Annotated in this window: 18 protein-coding genes; 8 read left to right on the top strand and 10 right to left on the bottom strand. The window is 67.1% G+C overall.

Annotated elements, in window-relative coordinates; genetic code table 11:
• Nucleotides 1-57: 57 nt before the first annotated feature.
• The 3 genes from ilvN to miaA all read right to left on the bottom strand — a co-directional run bounded on the left by ilvN (nt 58) and on the right by miaA (nt 3526).
• Nucleotides 58-573: an acetolactate synthase small subunit gene (gene ilvN, locus RI03_RS11720; RefSeq protein WP_010217549.1), complete on the bottom strand. Its 516-nt coding sequence runs from the start codon at nt 571-573 to the stop codon at nt 58-60.
• 197 nt (nt 574-770) lie between these two features.
• A complete protein-coding gene (locus tag RI03_RS11715; RefSeq protein ID WP_010164325.1) occupies nt 771-2522 on the bottom strand; it encodes an acetolactate synthase 3 large subunit in 1752 nt (583 codons plus the stop codon).
• Nucleotides 2523-2596: 74 nt separating this feature from the next.
• The gene (gene miaA, locus RI03_RS11710; RefSeq protein WP_010217547.1) at nt 2597-3526 is read right to left on the bottom strand and encodes a tRNA (adenosine(37)-N6)-dimethylallyltransferase MiaA; all 930 of its coding nucleotides are present in this window, start codon (nt 3524-3526) and stop codon (nt 2597-2599) included.
• Here miaA and serB point away from each other — a divergent pair.
• Nucleotides 3519-4400, top strand: a complete 882-nt coding sequence (serB, locus tag RI03_RS11705; RefSeq protein WP_010217546.1) for a phosphoserine phosphatase SerB — start codon at nt 3519-3521, stop codon at nt 4398-4400. The genes miaA and serB overlap by 8 nt on opposite strands.
• Nucleotides 4401-4470: 70 nt before the next feature.
• Here the strand turns inward: serB and RI03_RS11700 are convergent, their stop codons facing one another.
• The gene (locus RI03_RS11700) at nt 4471-5400 is read right to left on the bottom strand and encodes an SPOR domain-containing protein (protein ID WP_010217545.1); all 930 of its coding nucleotides are present in this window, start codon (nt 5398-5400) and stop codon (nt 4471-4473) included.
• A gap of 167 nt (nt 5401-5567) precedes the next feature.
• Here RI03_RS11700 and RI03_RS11695 point away from each other — a divergent pair, with 167 nt between their 5' ends.
• The 3 genes from RI03_RS11695 to RI03_RS11685 are packed head-to-tail and all read left to right on the top strand — an operon-like array spanning nt 5568 to nt 8183.
• Nucleotides 5568-6284, top strand: a complete 717-nt coding sequence (locus RI03_RS11695; RefSeq protein ID WP_010164321.1) for a ParA family protein — start codon at nt 5568-5570, stop codon at nt 6282-6284.
• Between the two features lies 1 nt (nt 6285).
• A complete protein-coding gene (locus RI03_RS11690; RefSeq protein WP_010217544.1) occupies nt 6286-6846 on the top strand; it encodes a hypothetical protein in 561 nt (186 codons plus the stop codon).
• Complete coding sequence (locus tag RI03_RS11685) at nt 6843-8183, top strand: SPOR domain-containing protein (protein WP_138995656.1); 1341 nt, start codon at nt 6843-6845, stop codon at nt 8181-8183. Before RI03_RS11690 ends, RI03_RS11685 begins: the two co-directional genes overlap by 4 nt.
• A gap of 12 nt (nt 8184-8195) precedes the next feature.
• On the opposite strand, the gene RI03_RS11680 is transcribed toward RI03_RS11685, so the two are convergent.
• The 4 genes from RI03_RS11680 to RI03_RS11665 all read right to left on the bottom strand — a co-directional run bounded on the left by RI03_RS11680 (nt 8196) and on the right by RI03_RS11665 (nt 12581).
• Nucleotides 8196-9266 carry a PA0069 family radical SAM protein gene (locus RI03_RS11680; protein ID WP_010217542.1) on the bottom strand — a complete coding sequence of 357 codons (1071 nt, stop codon included), beginning with the start codon at nt 9264-9266 and terminating at the stop codon, nt 8196-8198.
• Nucleotides 9267-9389: 123 nt separating this feature from the next.
• Nucleotides 9390-10625 (bottom strand): dihydroorotase, encoded by a 1236-nt coding sequence (locus RI03_RS11675; protein ID WP_010217540.1) that lies wholly within the window; start codon nt 10623-10625, stop codon nt 9390-9392.
• Complete coding sequence (locus tag RI03_RS11670) at nt 10622-11608, bottom strand: aspartate carbamoyltransferase catalytic subunit (protein WP_026046671.1); 987 nt, start codon at nt 11606-11608, stop codon at nt 10622-10624. The genes RI03_RS11675 and RI03_RS11670 overlap by 4 nt, the downstream gene beginning before the upstream one ends.
• Nucleotides 11609-11693: 85 nt before the next feature.
• Complete coding sequence (locus RI03_RS11665; RefSeq protein ID WP_010217537.1) at nt 11694-12581, bottom strand: LysR family transcriptional regulator; 888 nt, start codon at nt 12579-12581, stop codon at nt 11694-11696.
• Between the two features lie 106 nt (nt 12582-12687).
• Between RI03_RS11665 and RI03_RS11660 the strand changes: the two genes are divergently transcribed.
• On the top strand, nt 12688-13554 hold the full coding sequence (locus RI03_RS11660) for an SDR family oxidoreductase (RefSeq protein WP_010217536.1): 867 nt from the start codon (nt 12688-12690) through the stop codon (nt 13552-13554).
• Nucleotides 13555-13600: 46 nt separating this feature from the next.
• On the opposite strand, the gene ruvX is transcribed toward RI03_RS11660, so the two are convergent.
• Together ruvX and RI03_RS11650 are read right to left on the bottom strand one after the other, a co-directional pair.
• Nucleotides 13601-14065 (bottom strand): Holliday junction resolvase RuvX, encoded by a 465-nt coding sequence (ruvX, locus tag RI03_RS11655; protein WP_010217533.1) that lies wholly within the window; start codon nt 14063-14065, stop codon nt 13601-13603.
• A 12-nt stretch (nt 14066-14077) separates the two neighbouring features.
• Nucleotides 14078-15208: a DUF3089 domain-containing protein gene (locus RI03_RS11650; protein ID WP_026046670.1), complete on the bottom strand. Its 1131-nt coding sequence runs from the start codon at nt 15206-15208 to the stop codon at nt 14078-14080.
• A 274-nt stretch (nt 15209-15482) separates the two neighbouring features.
• Here RI03_RS11650 and gatC point away from each other — a divergent pair, with 274 nt between their 5' ends.
• The 3 genes from gatC to RI03_RS11630 all read left to right on the top strand — a co-directional run bounded on the left by gatC (nt 15483) and on the right by RI03_RS11630 (nt 19553).
• Entirely contained in the window at nt 15483-15785 is a 303-nt protein-coding gene (gene gatC, locus RI03_RS11645; protein ID WP_010217529.1) for an Asp-tRNA(Asn)/Glu-tRNA(Gln) amidotransferase subunit GatC, read from the top strand.
• A gap of 187 nt (nt 15786-15972) precedes the next feature.
• Nucleotides 15973-17457, top strand: coding sequence for an Asp-tRNA(Asn)/Glu-tRNA(Gln) amidotransferase subunit GatA (gene gatA, locus RI03_RS11635; protein WP_010217525.1), 1485 nt, complete (start codon nt 15973-15975; stop codon nt 17455-17457).
• Nucleotides 17458-17459: 2 nt separating this feature from the next.
• Nucleotides 17460-19553, top strand: a complete 2094-nt coding sequence (locus tag RI03_RS11630; protein ID WP_010217523.1) for an HAD-IIIC family phosphatase — start codon at nt 17460-17462, stop codon at nt 19551-19553.
• The last annotated feature ends 75 nt before the right edge of the window (nt 19554-19628 follow it).

The following is a 19628-nucleotide window of genomic DNA, read 5'->3' as shown; positions in this document are numbered from 1 at the left end:
CGGACGCTTGTGAGGGAATCCCCGCGTGCACGGGGACGACGAAACGGTGGGTAGGGTTTAGACGGCCTTCGCGCCGCGGGCCATTGCGACGATCCCGGTACGGGCGACCTCGCACAGCCCGACTTCGCGCATCAGCGTGACGAAGGTGTCGATCTTCTCGCGCCCGCCGGTCACTTCGAACACGAAGCTGGTCGTCGTGGCATCGACCACGCGTGCGCGGTAGACATCCGCCAGGCGCAGCGCCTCGATCCGGTGATCGCCGACCCCCGACACCTTGAGCAGCGCCAGCTCGCGTTCGACATGCGGCCCGAGCGCGGTGAGATCGGTGACCGAATGCACCGGGATCAGCCGGTCGAGCTGCGCGAGGATCTGCTCCATCGTCGCATCGCTTGCGGACGTGACGATCGTGATCCGGCTGACCGCCTTGTCGGCGGTGACGTCGGACACGGTCAGGCTCTCGATATTATAGCCGCGCGCGGTGAACAGCCCCGCGATCCGCGCGAGGATGCCGGGTTCGTTGTCGACCATCACCGCCAGCGTGTGGCGGGAGGCTTTTTCCTGGGTGATGTGCATGATTTATCCTGTGGCACCGGTCGTGCGAACGGGTTCGGCCAAAAACTTCGTCACCCCGGGCGTGTCCCGGGGTCCACCGCGCCGCTCGACCAACGGCCGGTGGAGGCGGCCCACGGTGGACCCCGGGACGAGCCCGGGGTGACGTGGAGGAGACGAGCACCGTCCGGCCATCGCGCTCCTGCAAAACGCTGCCTCCATCACACCAGCGCCTTCGCTTCGTCGTCCATCTCGCCCGAGACTTCGCTCGCCTGCAGCAGCATCTCGGTATGCGCGGCACCCGACGGGATCATCGGGAAACAATTCGCCAGTTTCGTCACCCGGCAATCGACGATCACCGGCCCGTCATGATCGAGCATCGCCGCGATCCCGTCGTCGAGCTCGCCCATCGTCTGGATGCGAATGCCTTTCCAGCCATAGGCTTCGCCGAGCTTCACGAAGTCCGGCAGCGCGTCGCTGTAGCTTTCCGAATAACGGCTCGAATAGGTCAGCTCCTGCCACTGGCGGACCATCCCCATATATTCGTTGTTGAGGATGAAGATCTTGACCGGCAGGCGGTATTGCGAGGCGGTTCCCAGCTCCTGGATGTTCATCTGGATCGAGGCTTCGCCCGCGATGTCGATCACCAGCGCCTTGGGGTTGCCGATCTGCGCGCCGATCGCGGCGGGCAGGCCATAGCCCATCGTGCCGAGACCGCCCGAGGTCAGCCACTTGTTCGGCGCTTCGAACCCGAAATGCTGCGCCGCCCACATCTGGTGCTGGCCGACTTCGGTCGTGATGATCGGATTGCGCTTGTGCGTCGCCTCCCACAACGCGCGGATCGCACGCTGCGGCATGATGTCGCTCGGCAGGTCGGTGAAGGCGAGGCTCTGCTTGTCGCGCCATTCCTCGATCATCGTCCACCATTCGCGCAGATCGGGCTTGGGATGGCGGCGTGCCTTGAACACGCGGACCATGTCCTCGAGCGCATGGCCGACGTCGGCGACGATCGGCAGGTCCACGCGCACGTTCTTGTTGATCGAAGACCGGTCGATATCGACGTGGATCTTCCGCGAGTTGGGGCTGAACGCATCGAGCCGCCCGGTCACACGGTCATCAAAGCGCGCGCCGAGGCAGACGACGAGGTCCGCCTTGTTCATCGCCATGTTCGCTTCATAGGTGCCGTGCATCCCGAGCATCCCGAGCCACTGCGACCCCGTCGCCGGATAGGCCCCCAGGCCCATCAGCGTCGACGTCACCGGCGCACCGCTGATCCGCGCGAGCTCGCACAGCAACTGGCTCGCTGCCGGCCCCGCGTTGATGATCCCGCCGCCGGTATAGAGGATCGGGCGTTCGGCGGCGGCGAGCATGTCCATCGCCGCCTCGATGCTCGGCTGGTCGGCCTTGATCTGCGGGCGATAGGTCTTGTGCCGGATCGGGCCGGGCTTGGTGTAGCGCGCGGTCGCGACCTGCACGTCCTTGGGGATGTCGACCACCACCGGGCCGGGGCGACCCGAGGTTGCGATATAGAACGCCTCGTGGATCGTCGCGCCAAGCTTGGCGGGGTCCTTCACCAGGTAATTGTGCTTCGAACAGTGGCGCGTGATGCCCACCGTGTCGGCTTCCTGGAACGCATCGGTGCCGATCAGCGCGGTCGGCACCTGTCCGGTGATCACCACCATTGGGATCGAGTCCATCAGCGCGTCGGTGATGCCGGTGACCGCATTGGTCGCGCCGGGGCCCGAGGTCACGAGCACCACGCCGGGTTTGCCGGTCGAGCGCGCATAGCCCTCGGCGGCATGGGTCGCGGCTTGCTCGTGACGCACGAGGATGTGCTTGATGCGGCCGGAGCGGAACAGCGCGTCATAGATCGGCAACACCGCACCACCGGGGTAGCCGAACACGACCTCCACGCCGAGATCGCACAGCGCCTCGATCAGGATGTCGGCTCCACTCTTCTCGGTCACGGTCATTCTCCTCGTCGTCGATGCTGCGTGGCAGCAACGGGAAAAGCGCGGCTATAGGTATGAAACGTGCGTGTCAATCTTTATAGATGAAACAATCTGTCGAATATACGCATTCTATCGGAACTTTGTGACTCAGTTATTCTGGTCCAGCTTGGCGGGGGCTGGTTGCGGAACCACGTATATTGGCGTTTTGCGTATTGCCGCGTCGCCAGCCGCAACGCTTCCAGCGTCTGCTCACGCGAGCTGGTGCCCGCCACGAAGGCGGCGAGTGCGGGCACGCCGATCGCCCGGCGGATGGGCGCGTCGTCAGGAATATCGTTTCTTTGCAAGAGGATGCGGACCTCCTCGACCGCGCCGTCGTCAAACATCGCAGCGGCGCGCGCATCGCAACGTTCGAACAGCCAGTCCCGCTCGGGCAGCAGCACGACCGCGCTCTGTGCAACCTTCGCTGCGATCCCGCCGCTTCGCTCCGCCTGCCACGCCGCAAGCGGCCGCCCGGTCGAGCGCACCACCTCGAGCGCGCGCGCCACCCGCGTCGTATCCGCCGCGGCGAGCCGCGCCGCCGCCGCCGGGTCGGCGTGCGCCAGCGCGGCATGCGCCTCCGCCACCGGCATCGCGCGGACCGCGGCGCGGATCGCGGGGTCGATCTCGGGCACCGGCGCGATCCCGTCGAGCAGCGTGCGGAGATACAGCCCGGTCCCGCCGACCAGCACTGGCAGCTTCCCCGCCGCGTGCGCCGTAGCCACCTCCGCGCGCGCCGCGTCCGCCCAGCGCGCGGCGGAACAGGTCTCCGCCCCGTCGATATGCCCGAACAAGCGATGCGGCACCCGCGCCTCGTCGGCGGGGGAGGGGCGCGCGGTCAGGATCCGCAAGTCACGATAGACCTGCGCCGAATCGGCGTTGATGACGATCCCGTCGTGCGCTTCGGCGACCGCGATCGCGAGCGCGGACTTGCCGCTGGCGGTCGGCCCTGCGATGAGCGCGAGCTTCGGGAGATCGTCTTTGTTCATTGCCACGCTGATAGCATCCGGGCGGCTAAGCGCTGCCGATATTTCGACCGCGCGCGACCGGCTCGACTCGGCGGGGTGTTCCGCGGTCGCGGATGGCTGGATCGAACCGGGGCAGGCGGCGGACGTACTGTTCGCAAGCGCGCCCGATGCCGCGCGCCGGGCGCTCGAGGGGGCGTTCCCCGGGGTCGACGTGATCGTCCAGCAGGCCGAAGGTCGCGAGAAGCGGTTGCTGATCGCCGACATGGATTCGACCATGATCACGGTCGAGTGCATCGACGAACTCGCCGATTACGCGGGCATCAAGCCGCAGATCGCCGGGATCACCGAAGCAGCGATGCGCGGCGAGCTCGATTTCGAGGCGGCGCTCGATGCGCGGGTCGCGCTGCTCGCCGGGCTCGACGAGCGCGTCATCGCGCAGTGCCTTGCAGACCGGGTGGTGAACATGCCCGGTGCCGAGACGCTCGTCCGCACGATGCGCGCGCGCGGGGCGACCGCGATCCTCGTGTCAGGCGGGTTCACCCGCTTCGCCGAGCCGGTCGCCGAGCGTCTGGGCTTCCATTATGCGATCGCCAACCGCCTCGAGATCGCGGCCGGCGCGCTGACCGGCCGGGTCGAGCGACCGATCGTCGGCGCGCATACCAAGCTCGATACGCTGCGCGCGGCGGCGGCGGACCTTGGGCTTCCGCCCGAGGCGACGCTCGCGGTCGGCGATGGCGCGAACGACCTGCGGATGATCGAGGCTGCGGGGTTGGGGGTGGCGTTCAAGGCCAAGCCGATCGTCGCGGCGGCGGCCGGCGCACGGATCGACCACGGCGACCTGACGGCGCTGCTCTTCGCGCAGGGGATCGCGCGCGCGGAATGGGTCGCGGGGTGAGGGACGGGGGGCAGCGGGTTACGACGCCAACGCCGCTCAAGGGAAAGTTTCTCCCGCGGGAAGGGCAGGCTTAGCGCGGCACCGCCACGCACGGCCTTACCGTACCACAAGCGTGCGCCGCCGCTGCGCTTGACGGATAGGGCCCCGCCAGCACGCGAGTCAGCGTGCCCGCCTTGACGTAGCTGACGCTTGTACCGGCAAACCGCGCTGCCATCTGGGTCCACAGCCGCCGCGCATTCGCGGGGTCGCCGAACGCGCCGAGCTGGACGCGCCAGTTCCCCTGCGACGATGGCACAGTCGGGACGGGCGGGCGCACCGCCGGTTTGCGCGGGGTTTCCGCCAGCGCGGTCTTTGATCGCGGGAGATCGTCCGCGCGAATCTTGGCGACCGCAACGGGGCGCGCGGAATCGGCTGGCATCTGCGGCCGGCGTGCCTCGGCTTCATACTGGCGCGCGAGTTCGAGCCCCTGTTGACGCTGCGCGACCGGAACCGCCCGGTCCATTTCGGCCTGGACCTCGGAGGCATGCGGCGTGTCCGCGGCGGCGGAGCGAACCAGCAGCGCATACGCGCGCGGCCAGTCCCGCGCCACGCTATCGCCATTGAACAACATCGTCCCCAGCACGAGTTGCGCGCGCGGTTCGCCACGCTGTGCCGCCTTCTCGAGCCATGGGAGTGCCTCGCTCCGTTTGCCCGCGTCGAACAGCACCAGCCCGTATTTGGCGATCGCAGCGACATGATCCTGCAGCGCCGCCCTGTGGAACCAGCCCGTCGCGACGGACCGATCGGCCGGCATTCCGCGACCAAGCATATAGGCCTGCGCCAGATTGAACTGCGCATCGGCATCGCCCCCTTCGGCAGCGGGCCGCCATGCCGCGACGGCGGTGCGATAATCCCCCTTGCTCCAGGCATCGACCCCGTCGCGAACATCGGCACGCGCGGGCGCGACGATCAGCCCGATCGCGCATAGCGCCGCGAGCGCCGTCTTGCCTGGCAGGTACATGGTCTTGGTCCCGGATCGAAAGCAGTTGCCCCTCTCTATCCCGGTCATGGCAAAGAATTCGTTAGCCGTGGTTCTACCAAAGTATGAGGACGAACCCCGAAATTAACCGATTCTTGATGCATCGCTGGCACTCCACAATCTCGAACAGGCGGGAGTGAAAGAGGCTCATGCGCGTCCTTGCGATGGCATCACAAAAAGGCGGATCCGGCAAGACCACCTTGTCCGGGCATCTTGCCGTCCAGGCCCAGCTTGCGGGCGCGGGGCCGGTCGTCCTGATCGATATCGATCCGCAAGGGTCCCTGTCCGATTGGTGGAATGAACGAAGCGGCGAATTCCCCGCCTTCGCGCAAACCACGGTCGCGCGGCTCGCGGCCGATCTCGAGACGCTCCGCCAGCAGGGGTTCAAGCTCGCGATGATCGATACGCCGCCGGCGATCACGATGGCGATTCAAAGCGTGATCGCGGTCGCCGAGCTGATCGTCATTCCGACGCGCCCGAGCCCGCACGATCTGCGCGCGGTCGGCGCTACGGTTGATCTGTGCGAGCGCGCGGGCAAGCCGCTGCTCTTCGTCGTCAACGGCGCGACGGCCAAGGCGCGGATTACCTCGGAAGCGGCGGTCGCCTTGTCGCAGCACGGCACGGTCGCGCCGATCACGCTGCACCACCGCACCGATTTCGCCGCGTCGATGATCGATGGGCGCACCGTGATGGAAGTCGATCCGAAAAGCCGTTCGGCGGGGGAAGTCCGCGATCTGTGGACTTACATCTCGGACCGGTTGGAGAAGAATTTTCGGCGTACGGTGTTCGCGGTTCCGGCCGGGGTCAACGGCTATGCGACTCCTCGCCCGACGCAGGGCGGGTTCGGTCGCCGGGTGGTGAGCTGAGATGAGCGCCTTCGGTCAATCCAAGCCGCTCGCCTCGCTCTCGTCAACGTTGCTGGCGCGCAAGGGGCAGGCGAAACCCGCGATGCGGCCGCAAGGCTTTGGCGGGTTCGGATCGATGTCCAACAGTCAGGACGATCTTGGCTGGAATGACATGGGACCTGCCGAGACCGCCGCGCCGCCAGTACCGCCGCCCGCGGCTGTCGTTCCTCCGGTGATCGTCCAGCGCGAAGCGCTCCGCGAAGAGCTTGAGACTTCCGTCGAGGCGACCGCCCCGGCACCCCGCACCGCGCGTGTGATCAAACTCAAGCCCGTATCGTTGGCGACCGCGACGCGGATCGGGCGCGAGACGCGCCAGAAGCACAGTCCGAAAGGATCGGGGCGCACTGCCTTTACGTTGCGGCTCGACCAGGATCGACACCTGCGGTTGCGGCTGGCGAGTGCGCTGCAGAATGCCTCCGCACAGGTCCTCGTTACCGAGGCGCTCGACCAATTCCTCCAGACCCTGCCCGAAGTCGAGGCACTGGTCGCCCAGTTGCCGACCCCGACCAAGCGAGTGAAATGATGAAGACCCGGCCCGCCATCTCCTTCGGTCCCGTGACACTGGCCCTTTCCGTGATGTTGCTGGGCGGGTCGATCGGCGCGGTCGCCACCTCGTCGATTGCCGATGCCAGCGCGCGCGAACAGTCCCGCGCCGAGAAGCAGGCCCGGCGGGAGATCGGCAAGGCGCGCGGTGCGCTGTCGCACCGGCAGTTCGCCGAGGCCATCTCGCATGCCGAGATGGCGGTGACGTTCGAACCGAATGCCGCCGACTATCGGATGACGCTGGCACAGGGGTATCTCAAGGCGGGCCGTTTCCAGTCGGCGCGCGACGCGTTTGGCGACGCACTGATGCTCGATCCCACGAACGGCAAGGCGGCACTCCAGTTTGCATTGATGCAGGTCGCCACCGGGGACTGGGCAAGCGCACGCGCGACGCTCGATTCGCACGCAACGATCATCCCGGTCAACGATCGCGGCCTGGCGCTGGCGCTTGCGGGCGATCCTGTCGCTGCGGTCGAAGTGCTCGGTACGGCAGCGCGGTCGCCGGGAGCGGATGCCAAGACCCGGCAGAACCTGGCGCTCGCCCTGGCGCTTGCCGGCCGCTGGCGTGAGGCACAGGTCGTCGTTGCGATCGATGTCGCACCGGCAGAGGTCGCGCATCGCTTGCTCGAATGGTCAACCTTCTCGCGCCCGACGTCGGCGTCGGATCAGGTTTCGGCGTTGCTTGGGATCATGCCGGTTGCCGATAGAGGTCAGCCGCAGGCAATAGCGCTCAGCCGCGCCGCAGCGCCGATGACGGAGGTCGCTGCAGCGGTTGCACCGATCGAAACGGCGCAGCCGGTCGAAGTTGCGGAGCAGCAACCCGCGGCACCCGAGCGCACGCCGGTAGTGGTGGCGGCAGTCGATCCGGTAGGGCCGACGATCGGCGGGGTCGTGTTCGCGCCCCACAGCGAGGTGGTCCAGACGGTTCCCACGCGGCGGGATGCGCGGGCGACGACCCCGGTGACGATGGCCCGGATTGCGGCGCTCCGCCCCGCCTTGGCGCATACCGCCAAGCGCCCCGCAAAGGGCGGTTTTTACGTCCAACTTGGGGCCTATGACAGTCCCGCAGTCGCGCGTGACGCGTGGATCCGCGCCGCGCGCCGGTTCGCGGGGCTTGCGGGCCAGGTGCCGCAGGGCGCGGGGATTGCTGCCGGCGGGGCCAATTTCTATCGTCTGTCGGTCGGCGGCTTCGTCCGCGAGGATGCGGTTGCAATGTGCCGCGACTATCGCGCGCGCGGCGGCAATTGCTTTGTCCGAGCCGGTGCGGGCGATCAGGTCGCAATGTGGGCCAAAGGACGCGAGCTAGCGTCACGTTGACACGTCGCCCGTCTAGAACAGTTCGCCCTGCGGTCCGCTAGGCGGGCGAAACAGATCGGTACGCAGCGCGATCCGCTTCTGATCTAGGCCGTGCTTGCGGCAAGCGATCGTGAAGCGGGTGCGCAGCAGATCGGCCCACGGGCCGCTCCCGCGCATCCGGGTGAAGAAACCGGGATTATTCTCGCGCCCGTCCCGCAACGCCGCGATCGTCGCCATCACCTTTCCTGCGCGGTCGGGGAAATGCGCCTCCAACCACGCCTTGAACAATGGCGCGACCTCCCACGGGAGGCGCACCGGAATGAAGAAGGCCGCCTTTGCGCCCGCTTCAGCGGCAGCTTCCAGAATATGTTCGATCTCGTGATCGGTAATCGCCGGGATCACCGGCGCGATCGAGACATAGGTCGGCACGCCTGCTGCCGTCAGCGCGCGGACGGCTGCCAGCCGCCGGTGCGGCGCAGGTGCGCGCGGCTCGAGCGTCATTGCGATTCGCGGATCGAGCGACGTGATCGAGAGCGCGACCGACACCAACTGGTCGGATGCCATCCGCGCGATCAGATCGATATCCCCAAGCACGCGATCGGACTTGGTCGTGATCGTCAGCGGGTGCCGCGTTTCCGCCAGGACCTCAAGGCAACCCCGGGTGATCCGCCACTCGGACTCGATCGGCTGATACGGATCGGTATTGGTGCCGAACGCAATCGGCGCAACCGTGTAGCCGGGCTTCGCGAGTTCCTTGCGGAGAAGGTCGGGGGCGTCAGGTTTGGCGAACAGGCGGCTTTCGAAATCAAGCCCGGGGGACAGGTCGTGATAGGCGTGGCTCGGTCGCGCGAAGCAGTAGATGCAACCGTGTTCGCATCCGCGATACGGATTGATCGAACGATCGAACCCGATGTCCGGCGACTGGTTGCGCGTGATGATGCTCCGCGCACGTTCGACCGTAACGGTGGTCCGGAGCGGCGGGGGGGCGCCATCGATACTCTCGCATTGGTCGAGCCAATCACCATCCGCCGCGCGCTCCGGCAGGGCAAAGCGGCTACTCTGCGAGTTGATCGTGGCACCGCGATGAGGTCTTGCAGCCGGCATGATTCATTGTCGCATAACGGCGCGAACAAAAAAAGAACAAACCACAAGGCAACGCTAGGGCCGTCTGAAAAATCTGCATCGTTCGATAGTCGCGCGCGGGCGCTATCGCAAAACGTCCTGCCGTCAGGCGGGGATCGCGATCTCAGTCCCGCCCTTGAACAGCCGCCTGACCTTGCCCTCCACCGGAAGGCCATCGAACGGCGTATTGCCCGCCTTGGCATGCAACCGGTCGCCCTCGATCTGCCAGGGGGCCTGCGGATCGCATAGCAGCAGGTCAGCCGGTGCGCCGGTTGCAAGCGTCCCTGTCTCCACCCCCAGCACCCGGGCCGGATTGGCGGCGAGCAAAGCGAACAGCCGGTCGAGCGTGACATGCTCGTCGCGCACCAGCCCGAGTCCAAGCGCAAGCAGGGTCTCGGCACCGGCCATTCCCGCCGCCGAATCGCCGAACGGCAAGCGTTTCTCCTCGGGGCCACGCGGATCGTGCGATGAACACAGCACGTCGATCGTCCCATCCGCCAGAGCCAGCAGTGCGGCACGGCGGTCGTCCTCCTGCCGCAGCGGGGGCGAAATATGGGCAAAGGTTCGGAAGTCGCTCATGGCGATATCGGAGAGGAGCAGGTGCGCGGGTGTGATCCCGCACGTCACGCGAACCCCACGCCGTTTCGCCGCGCGGACGAGATCAAACCCGGCGGCGGTGGTTACAGTGCGAAGGTGAAGCGCCGCGCCGGTTTCCTCCGCTAGCATCAGGTCACGGGCGATCGCGAGGGCTTCCGCGACCGATGGCGCGGCGGCAAGCCCCATGCGAGTCGCGGTTTCGCCCGCCGTCGCCACGGCTCCCGCGGTGATTCCGCCGTCCTCCGCATGGGCGATGACGACCAGCCCCAGGTCGTTGGCATAGGACAGCACCTTGCGCATCACGCCCGAGTCCGCGATCCATCCCGCACCGGTGCCGACCGCGCGCGCACCAGTGTCGCGATTGATCGCCATTTCGGCGAGATCCTTTCCCGCCAGCCCGCGTGTCGCGGCAGCAATGGGATGGATCCACAGCCCGGGTCGCCCGATCAGCGCAGCGCGCTGCACCACGCCCGGATCGTCGAGAACGGGCGACTGGTCAGGCATCAGGCCGACCCGAACGATCCCGCCGGCATGAAAGGCGGGAACGTCGATTGCGAACACGCCGAGATCGACGATCGCGGGCGCGAGCACCAGTCCTGCGCAGTCGATCGTCTCGGCACCCTCGGGCACCTCGATCAATCCGGTTGCGGCGATGCGGTCGTCCGCGATCAGTACGCCACCGCGCGACACGCCTGCGACGGGGCACGCGAGCGTCGCATCGAGCAGGGCGATCATCCGGCTCATGCCCAGCCCGCCACGCCGCGCGACCGGCGAGTGAGTACGTCGAGGCACGCCATCCGCACCGCCACGCCCATCTCGACCTGTTCGGTGATGGCCGAACGCGCGTGATCCGCGACGACCGAGTCGATTTCGACGCCCCGGTTCATCGGGCCGGGGTGCATGACCAGCGCGTCCGGCTTGGCGAGCGCCAGGCGGCGTTCGGTGAGACCGTAGCGCAGATGATATTCGCGGTTCGACGGGACGAACCCGCCGTTCATCCGCTCGTTCTGAAGGCGCAGCATCATCACGACGTCCGCGCCCTCGAGTGCCTCGTCGAAATCCGTGAAGGGGGTGACGCCCATCCGTTCGATCGCAGCGGGCATCAGCGTCGTCGGCGCGCAAACCCGCACCTCCGCGGCGAGCGCGGTCAGTGAAAGGATGTTCGAGCGCGCGACGCGGCTGTGGAGCAGGTCGCCGCAGATCACCACGCGCTGCCCGGCGATCGTCCCGCGCCGACGCCGGATCGTCAGCGCGTCGAGCAACGCCTGGGTCGGATGTTCGTGCTGTCCGTCGCCTGCGTTGAGCACCGGGCAATCGACCTTGCCCGCGATCAGCCGCACCGCGCCCGAGGACATGTGGCGAATGACGATCATGTCAGCGCGCATCGCGTTGAGCGTCATCGCGGTGTCGATCAGCGTCTCGCCCTTCTTCACGCTCGACTGCGCGGCGTGCATGTTGACGACGTCCGCGCCAAGCCGTTTCCCCGCGATCTCGAACGACAGCAAGGTGCGCGTGGAATTCTCGAAAAAGGCGTTGATTAGCGTCAGCCCGCCGAGCCTTCTGTCGCTGATCGCGCGGGTCCGGTTGGCGGCGACCCAGCCGTCCGCCTCATCGAGCAGGAACAGGATTTCATGCGGCTGCAGCCCCTCGATTCCAGTGAGGTGCCGGTGCGGGAACACGGCGCGGCCGGGAATGAGCGAGCCGGGGCGGTGATCGGAGCTTTGCATCGAGGGTGCCGGGTAGCGGGGCGGGCGCGCGGTGGCAAGGTGGGACAAAGTCGAAGCGGAGGGCGCGGGCAACTCGCCTTGTTTCTCAGTCTTCCAGATAGGCAGCCAGTTCTTCCGGCGTTCCATTCGGGAAAGCCTCCCGCAAGAGTCCGAGAAAGGCGGATACCCGTGCGTTCAACAGCCTGCGCGACGGATACAGCGCCCAGAGCGTAATTTCCGACCCCGTCACGTCGCCCCACGAGATCAGCCGCCCGGAGGCGATGTCGCGGCTGACCAGCGACAGCGGGAGACGGGCCGCGCCTGCTCCGGCGCGCACCGCATCGCGGATCATGACGAGCGACGACAGGCGCAGCACCGGAACGACCGGGACCTCGGTCCGTCCCCCGGGGGTGGTCACGGTCCAGATATCCGCAACCTCGCTCCCGCGCACTACGGCGGGTATCGGCGCAGTTGCCGGGCGGGGCACGTCTGGCGAACTGACCATCACGAGCCGGTCATTCAGAAAGGCGCGTCCCACCAGCGCCGCATCAGGGGAAGGATTGACCCGGATGACGAGGTCATAGCCTTCCTCGATCATGTCGACCGCGCGATCATCGGTCGTCACCTCCAGTCGGACCGCCGGATGCCGCCGCACAAACTGGGCGGCCAGGCGACCCATCGCGGTCTGCGAGAAGAGCAGCGGCGCACTGATCCGCAACCGGCCGCGCACCTCCGCGCTGCCGGAGGCGATTGTCGAAGCGGTCTCCTCGAGTTCGGTCAGCAATGCCCCGGCACGCTCGAACAGCGCGCGGCCTTCCTCGGTCAGCTTCAGGTCGCGCAACCCGCGCTCGAACAGCCGCAGCTCGAGCGTCGCTTCCAGTTCCGCGACGCGTCGGGACAACGTCGCCTTTGGTCGAAGCGCGGCGCGCGCCGCCTTTCCGAAGCCGCCGTGGCGCGCAACGAGGATGAAGTCGGCAAGCGCGAGCAAGTCCATATCGTTCCACCGGTGAGACGCTGCGTCCAGATTGCGCGTCTATTTACGCTCCCGTGGATCGATCATCTTCCGTCTGCCAGCAAGGCTTGATTGAGGAGCTACTCAAATGACCATTCTCGTAATCGGTGCGACCGGCCGCGTCGGCCGCCACGTTGTCGACCAGCTCGTCCGCCGCGACGCCGACGTCCGCGTCCTGACCCGCGATGCCGCCAAGGCGGCGTTCCCGGCGGGTGTCGCGGTCATGGAGGGAGATCTGCTCGACATCGATTCGTTGCGGAAAGCGTTTGCCGGCATCAGCACTGTCTTTCTGCTCAACGCGGTGACGGGCGACGAATTCACCAAGGCGATCCTCACGCTCAACATCGCGCGCGAGGCGGGGGTGGAACGCGTCGTCTATCTGTCGGTGTTCCAGGCCGAGCAGGCGGTCAACGTGCCGCATTTCGCGGTAAAGTCGGGCGCCGAGCGAATGCTGGATTCGATGGGCTTCGGTGCGACCATTTTGCGTCCGACCTACTTCATCGACAATGAGGTGATGGTGAAGGACGTGATCGTCGGCCACGGCGTCTACCCGATGCCGATCGGCAGCAAGGGAGTCGCGATGGTCGATGCCCGCGACATCGCGGAGGTCGCGGCGATCGAACTGATCCGTCGCGAGACGGCGGCGGAGAAGCTGCCGATCGAGACGATCAACCTCGTCGGCCCCGAAACGCTGACCGGTCCGGCTGTCGCCGCGATCTGGTCCGAGGTGCTCGGCCGTCCGGTGGTCTATGGCGGGGACGATCCGAGCGGGTTCGAGCAGACGATGGCGACGTTCATGCCGCGCTGGATGGCGTATGAAATGCGGCTGATGGCCGAACGCTACGTCAGCCACGGGATGATCCCGGAGGACGGCGACCGCGAACGCCTCACGGTGATGCTTGGACGGCCCCTCCACGCATATCGCGATTTCGCCCGCGACCTCGTGGCCGCTTAGTCGCGGCGCGAGGGTCGGTCCGGTGCCCGTCAACGCTCAGCTCGCGCTAGATCGCGACCAGGGCGTCGATCGCGCTTTGCAGAATGTAGGCAGCGGCCATCTTGTCGACGAGCTCGGCGCGTTTGGCGCGGCTGGCATCCTGTTCGATCAGCGTGCGCGTGACGGCCTGCGTCGACCAGCGTTCGTCCTGGAGGAAGATCGGCAGGGCGAGGTCGGCGAGGTTGCGGGCGAAGGCGCGGCTCGACTGGCTGCGCGGGCTTTCGCTGCCGTCGGTGAGGTTGAGGGGGAGGCCGATGACGATCCCCTTCACCTGCTGCGCCGCGATCAGCGCGGCGAGCGCCAGCTTGTCCTTCTGGAACTTGGTGCGCCGGATCAGCACCGCGGGCGAGGCGAAGCTCCAGCCGGCATCGCACAAGGCGGTGCCGATCGTCTTGGTGCCCACGTCGAGGCCGATCAGCCGCCCCCCGGCGGGGAGGGCGGCGCGGAAGTCCTGGCGGTCGGTCGTAATCATCGCGAAGGTCGTTTACACAGGCTGGCGGCGATGCCCAGCCGCTGCCGTGCCGAACGACGCGAGCCGGCGCGCGGCGTCGGCGCGGACGTTCGCCCAGAACAGGCTATAGTCGTAAACGTGGTAATTGTTGCCCGGCAGCACATAGCCGCCGAGCGACGGCGGGTTGCCGATCAGCAGCAGCCCGCGCGAATCGCAGCGCGCGGCGACCCGCTTCGGTTCGATCGTCGCGGTCGACAGGTCGGACGAGGGGAACAGCGTGCCGCGATTGGCGTCGGCGGGGGCGATCGAATCGGGCATGCCGGTCAGCGGGTTGGTGCAGATCATTGCCGTCCCGCGGCGCGCGACGCCGTCGACCGAACTGCTCGCATTGTACGTGTCGAGGATCAGCGACGGATCGGCCGGTTCGGCGAAGCTCTGCCACGACAGGATGCAGCCCGACTGGTCGGCAGTGCGACATTCGGGGAGCCCGAGCGCGGGGAGGTCGGCGGTGCGCGAGACCGGCCAGCCAATGACATAGGCCGCGACGATTCGCTTCGCGATCGGCTTGCCGGCGATCTTCTCGCGCAACAAACGGATCAGGTGGAGCGAGCCCTGGCTGTGCCCGGCGAGGATGATCGGCCGGTCCCCCGCCTGCGCGACGAACGCGTCGAAGGCGGCGGCAACGTCGCCATACGCGAGATCGAGCGCCTTGGCGGCATTCGCCTGCGTCGTCAGGAACGCGCCGAAGGTCGCCTGGCGATAGCGCGGCGCCCACACGGCGCCAACGTCGTTGAGGGCGCTTGCCTGGCCGCGCAAGAACAGCTCGGCGCGGTCATTGGCTTCTTTGTTGTCGAGCGGCGCATTCCAGCGCGAGCGTTCGAGGAACGAGGTCGGGTGGATGAAGAAGACCGCAGCCTTGGGAGTCGCACCGCGCGTGTAGCCGGCCGGTGTCCACAGCGCAGGGTTGCCGGGCTTGTCGGGGCGCGCGAGCCACATCCGCACGTCGCGATAGCTGGCGGCGGGTTGGGCTGGCAGCGCCTCGAACCGGGCGCTCGGCACCATCGCCATCTTGAGCATTTCGGCGCCCCAGAAACGGTACGCGAAGGCCCCGGCAATCGCTAGCACGATGAGAAACACCACAACATAAAGAAACTTCCGTGCCACTGACGACTCCATTGTGCAGTGCAGCATAAATTGCCGATCGAGCAATTGCGCACTTGGTGGGCCGGGACTGCGCGCGTTGCAATCGTCTTGATCGGGTTGGGCAGGACCGTTGATATCCTCGTGTGGTTGACCACCCCCAGCGCGCCCCGCCTTCGCCGGGATGACGGGAAGCGGCTTGATCCGGGGGCGGGAAGGCGGGCATAGCTTGCGTCGTGCAGTGCAGCGATGCTAGCCGCCGCGCGAGACGAGTATCCAGACAGATCCAAGGGGCCGTATGGCAGTCGACATTCCCACCGTGAAGAAGATCGCGAGTCTCGCCCGGATCGCGATCACCGACGCAGAGGCCGCGCGGATCGCGCCCGAGCTCGACAATATCATGGGCTGGATCGAGCAACTGGGCGAGGTCAACTGCACCGGGGTCGCGCCGATGACCGCGGTCATCCCCAACCATTTGCGGCTGCGCGACGATGTCGTGAATGCCGATCCGCTGACCGGCGGCGGGATCCGCGACGCGGTGTTGGCGAACGCGCCGCAGGCCGAGCACGGGTTCTTTACCGTGCCCAAGGTGATCGAATGAGCTTCTCCCTCGTCACCCCGGCGAAGGCCGGGGCCGCGATGTTATCTGCGTGCGGCGCCTTGCCTAACGTGGTGGCCCCGGCCTTCGCCGGGGTGACGGAGGGTGGGCGCCGGACTGGCCCCAGCATCGCTCGCGGTGAGTTTCACTACGTAACCGCCCCGCGCTTCGGGGTGACGGGAATTTCTGCATGACCGACCTTACCGATCTCGGCGTCGCCGCCATCCGTGATGGCGTCCGCGAAGGCACGTTCACTGCCCGCGAAGTCGCCGAAGGCTTCATCGCCAACGTCGCCGCTGCCAAGACGCTCAACGCCTTCCTCGTCGAAACCCCCGAGCATGCGCTTGCCGCCGCCGATGCGGCGGACGCGGCGCGCGCGGCGGGCGATGCGCCAAAGCCGCTTGCTGGCGTACCGATCGGGATGAAGGACCTGTTCTGCACCAAGGGCGTCCCCGCGACCGCGGCGAGCCACATCCTCGCGGGCTTCACCCCGCCGTACGAATCGACCGTCTCGGGCAATCTGTGGAACGCCGGCGCGGGGATGCTCGGCAAGCTCAACATGGACCAGTTCGCGATGGGATCGTCGAACGAGACGTCCGCGTTCGGCAACGTCATTTCGCCGTGGCGTCGCAGCGACGGCGGCAATGCCGCGATGGCACCCGGCGGATCATCGGGCGGAAGCTCGGCAGCGATCGCGGCGCGGCTGTGCCCGGCGGCAACCGGCACCGACACCGGCGGCTCGATCCGCCAGCCCGCCGCGTTCACCGGCATTTCCGGGATCAAGCCGACCTATGGCCGCTGTTCGCGCTGGGGCGTCATCGCGTTCTCGTCGTCGCTCGACCAGGCCGGTCCGATGGCGCGCGACGTTCGCGACTGCGCGATCATGCTCGAGGCGATGAGCGGGTTCGATGCCAAGGATGCGACCTCGCTCGATCTTCCGGTCCCCGCATGGGAGGCGGGATTGTCCAGCAATCTCAAGGGCAAGCGGATTGGTATTCCCAAGGAATATCGTGTCGATGACATGCCCGCCGAAATCGAGGCGCTGTGGCAGCAGGGGATCGACTGGCTCAAGGACGCAGGAGCCGAAATCGTCGAGGTTTCGCTGCCACACACAAGATATGCGCTCCCGGCCTATTACATCATCGCGCCTGCGGAAGCCTCGTCCAACCTCGCGCGCTATGACGGCGTGCGGTACGGCCTGCGCGACCTGCCCGAAGGTGCGAACCTGCAGGACATGTACGCGGCGACCCGCGCCGACGGCTTCGGCGACGAGGTCAAGCGCCGCATCATGATCGGGACGTACGTCCTGTCGGCGGGGTTCTACGACGCATACTTCACACAGGCTTCGAAGATCCGCACGCTGATTGCACGCGATTTCGAACAGGCGTGGGCGACGTGCGACCTGCTGCTCACCCCGACCGCACCGAGCGCCGCCTTCGCGCTGGGGGAAAAGAGCGCCGACCCGATCGCGATGTATCTCAACGACGTCTTCACCGTGCCGTCGTCGCTCGCCGGGCTTCCGGCGATGAGCGTGCCGGGTGGGCTCGACGGGCAGGGGCTTCCGCTCGGGCTGCAGATCATCGGCAAGCCGCTCGACGAACAGAGTGTGCTCAACGCCGGGCTGGCCCTTGAACAGCGCGCCGGCTTTGTCGCGCGCGCGGAACGGTGGTGGTAACGATGACGCAAACCGGAAACGCGGTGGCCTTGCTACGGGCTGCGCGCCCGGCGATTGCCGGCAAGCTGGCGTCGCTGGTCGCGCACTGGCCCAAATATGCCGAGGCGCATGCCGCCGATCCGGCAGGGTTCGCGGAGGTCGAGACCGCGGTTCTGGTCGATTACGTCGCGTCGCTGATCGAGCGTTCGGACGAAAATTATCGACACCTGTACGTCGGCGAAAAGGCCAAGCAGTTTCACGATCCTGCGGCCACACCGGAAGATCGGCTGGATCGCGAAATGGCGCTGCTCAAGGCCGAGCGCGCCATTTTTGTTGATGCACTCGCAGCGCATCCCGCGGCAGCAGAGGCGGTAGCGCACGCGTTCGACGCGATCGACCATGCATTGCTTGCCCCCGCACAGGCGACGCTGAAGGCGTTGTTCGTCGGCGATTGCCTGTATCTCGACGTGATCGCGTTCCTCACCGCCCCCGCGCTGGCGGATGGCGTACGCCTCGCGCCCACCTTCGTTACGTCGCACGAGCCGGGCGAGATCCAGGCGCATCTCGCGCGCCTCGCGGACGAACGCTTCGACGTCGTCTTCTACAGCCCGTTCAGCTACGCGTTCCTCGCCGATTTCGAGGCGTTGCAGCATCCGAAGACGTCGCTGACCGGCAAGGCCGGGCGGCACATTCGCGGCGCCGTGAGCGCGGCGGAGACGCTGTTCGACACGCTTGCCGACCTGTTCGACTGCCCGATCGTCGTCCATGCGCCCGCCGCCTTCCTGCGCCACGAGGACAGCCTGCGCGAGCGGATCGACGCGATCGCGACTGCACCCGCGCGCGGTGCCGCGATCAAGGCGTTGCGCGCATCGCTGCAGACGCGGGCCGAGACGCGCAACGCGGCGGGTCAGGTGATTCATCTGCTCGACGAGGAAGCGCTCATCGCCGGGATCGGCGCGCATGAGGCCGGGCGGTACCTGTACCGCTCCGACTTGCAGCATCCGGCGCGGTTCGGCGTGCTGGTCGCCGAACAGTATCGCGACATCGTCTATGTCGTCGCGTGGCTGCTCAAGCGCAAACTGGTCGCGTGCGACCTCGACAATACGCTGTGGAAGGGCGTGATCGGCGAGGGGCTCGGGGTCGAGCATCATTACGACCGCCAGGCACCGTTGCTCGAACTCAAGCGGCGCGGCGTCGTGCTTGCGATCAATTCCAAGAACGATCCGAGCAAGGCGGTGTGGGAAGCAGAGCCCGGACGGCTGGCGCTCGACGATTTCGTGTCGCGGCAGATCAACTGGGATCCCAAGACGATCAACATCACCCGCATCGCGGAGCATCTCAACCTCAAGGCGAAGGATTTCGTCTTCGTCGACGACCGCGCCGACGAGCGCGCGATGGTCAAGGAACGGTTTCCGGCGATGGCGGTGCTCGACGCGGAGGAGCCGCGGTCGTGGCGGCTGTTCGACCTGTGGGCCAAGCTGCTGCCCGCCAAGCCGGGGGCGGATCGTACCGACTTCTATCGCCAGCGCGACGCGCGGCAATCGTTCATCGCCAACGAGGCCGAGACCAGCGCGCGCGAGCGTGCGGCGTTGTTCGAGCAGCTCGGACTGCAACTCGCGATCCGCGAAGCCGGTGCGGACGATGTCGCGCGCGTGACCGAGCTGATCAACCGCACCAATCAGTTCAACATGGCAGGCAGCCGGATCACGCGCCGCCGCGTCGAGGACCTCGTCGCGGATCCCGACGCGCGCGTCCTGATCGCGGATGCCGCCGACCGGTTCGGCGCGATGGGGACGATCTCGGTGCTGATCGCCGAGCCGCAGGACGGCCGCGTCGTGATTTCGGCGTTCGTACTGAGCTGCCGGGTGTTCGGCTACGGGATGGAATATGCGATCCTCGAGGCGTTGCGCGGGGCGGTCCCCGCTGGCGTTTCGATCTTCGGCCTGTTCCAGGAAACGCCGCACAACCAGCCGTGCCACGACGTCTATCCGCAAGCGGGGTTCGGCCCCGCGACCGGCGGATGGCAGCGTGATGCCACGGTCGGTCCGATCGCGGTTGCCGGGTGGCTCAAGACCGACGTCGCGGTCCTCCCGATGGCGAGCATGCAGCGGGTATAGTCGCCCGTCCGCGCTGCCCGGGTGGTACGTTCATAACTTATCTTGACGCAGCCTTGCCTTGAGTCCCCAGTAGAA

It is taken from the genome of Sphingomonas sp. PAMC 26621, from assembly GCF_000251145.1.
Classification (GTDB): Bacteria; Pseudomonadota; Alphaproteobacteria; order Sphingomonadales; family Sphingomonadaceae; genus Sphingomonas.
This window is presented reverse-complemented; position numbering and strand designations above follow the sequence as displayed.

Excerpts from the sequence above, each read along its gene's own strand:
- RI03_RS11685 (WP_138995656.1), top strand. The coding sequence starts at position 6,843 with ATGATGAAGACCCGGCCCGCCATCTCCTTCGGTCCCGTGACACTGGCC.
- RI03_RS11675 (WP_010217540.1), bottom strand. The coding sequence starts at position 10,625 with ATGAGCCGGATGATCGCCCTGCTCGATGCGACGCTCGCGTGCCCCGTC.
- RI03_RS11715 (WP_010164325.1), bottom strand. The coding sequence starts at position 2,522 with ATGACCGTGACCGAGAAGAGTGGAGCCGACATCCTGATCGAGGCGCTG.
- ruvX (WP_010217533.1), bottom strand. The coding sequence starts at position 14,065 with ATGATTACGACCGACCGCCAGGACTTCCGCGCCGCCCTCCCCGCCGGG.
- gatC (WP_010217529.1), top strand. The coding sequence starts at position 15,483 with ATGGCAGTCGACATTCCCACCGTGAAGAAGATCGCGAGTCTCGCCCGG.
- gatA (WP_010217525.1), top strand. The coding sequence starts at position 15,973 with ATGACCGACCTTACCGATCTCGGCGTCGCCGCCATCCGTGATGGCGTC.
- RI03_RS11680 (WP_010217542.1), bottom strand. The coding sequence starts at position 9,266 with ATGCCGGCTGCAAGACCTCATCGCGGTGCCACGATCAACTCGCAGAGT.
- ilvN (WP_010217549.1), bottom strand. The coding sequence starts at position 573 with ATGCACATCACCCAGGAAAAAGCCTCCCGCCACACGCTGGCGGTGATG.
- RI03_RS11700 (WP_010217545.1), bottom strand. The coding sequence starts at position 5,400 with ATGTACCTGCCAGGCAAGACGGCGCTCGCGGCGCTATGCGCGATCGGG.
- RI03_RS11670 (WP_026046671.1), bottom strand. The coding sequence starts at position 11,608 with ATGCAAAGCTCCGATCACCGCCCCGGCTCGCTCATTCCCGGCCGCGCC.
- miaA (WP_010217547.1), bottom strand. The coding sequence starts at position 3,526 with ATGAACAAAGACGATCTCCCGAAGCTCGCGCTCATCGCAGGGCCGACC.
- RI03_RS11695 (WP_010164321.1), top strand. The coding sequence starts at position 5,568 with ATGCGCGTCCTTGCGATGGCATCACAAAAAGGCGGATCCGGCAAGACC.
- RI03_RS11665 (WP_010217537.1), bottom strand. The coding sequence starts at position 12,581 with ATGGACTTGCTCGCGCTTGCCGACTTCATCCTCGTTGCGCGCCACGGC.
- RI03_RS11630 (WP_010217523.1), top strand. The coding sequence starts at position 17,460 with ATGACGCAAACCGGAAACGCGGTGGCCTTGCTACGGGCTGCGCGCCCG.
- RI03_RS11660 (WP_010217536.1), top strand. The coding sequence starts at position 12,688 with ATGACCATTCTCGTAATCGGTGCGACCGGCCGCGTCGGCCGCCACGTT.
- RI03_RS11690 (WP_010217544.1), top strand. The coding sequence starts at position 6,286 with ATGAGCGCCTTCGGTCAATCCAAGCCGCTCGCCTCGCTCTCGTCAACG.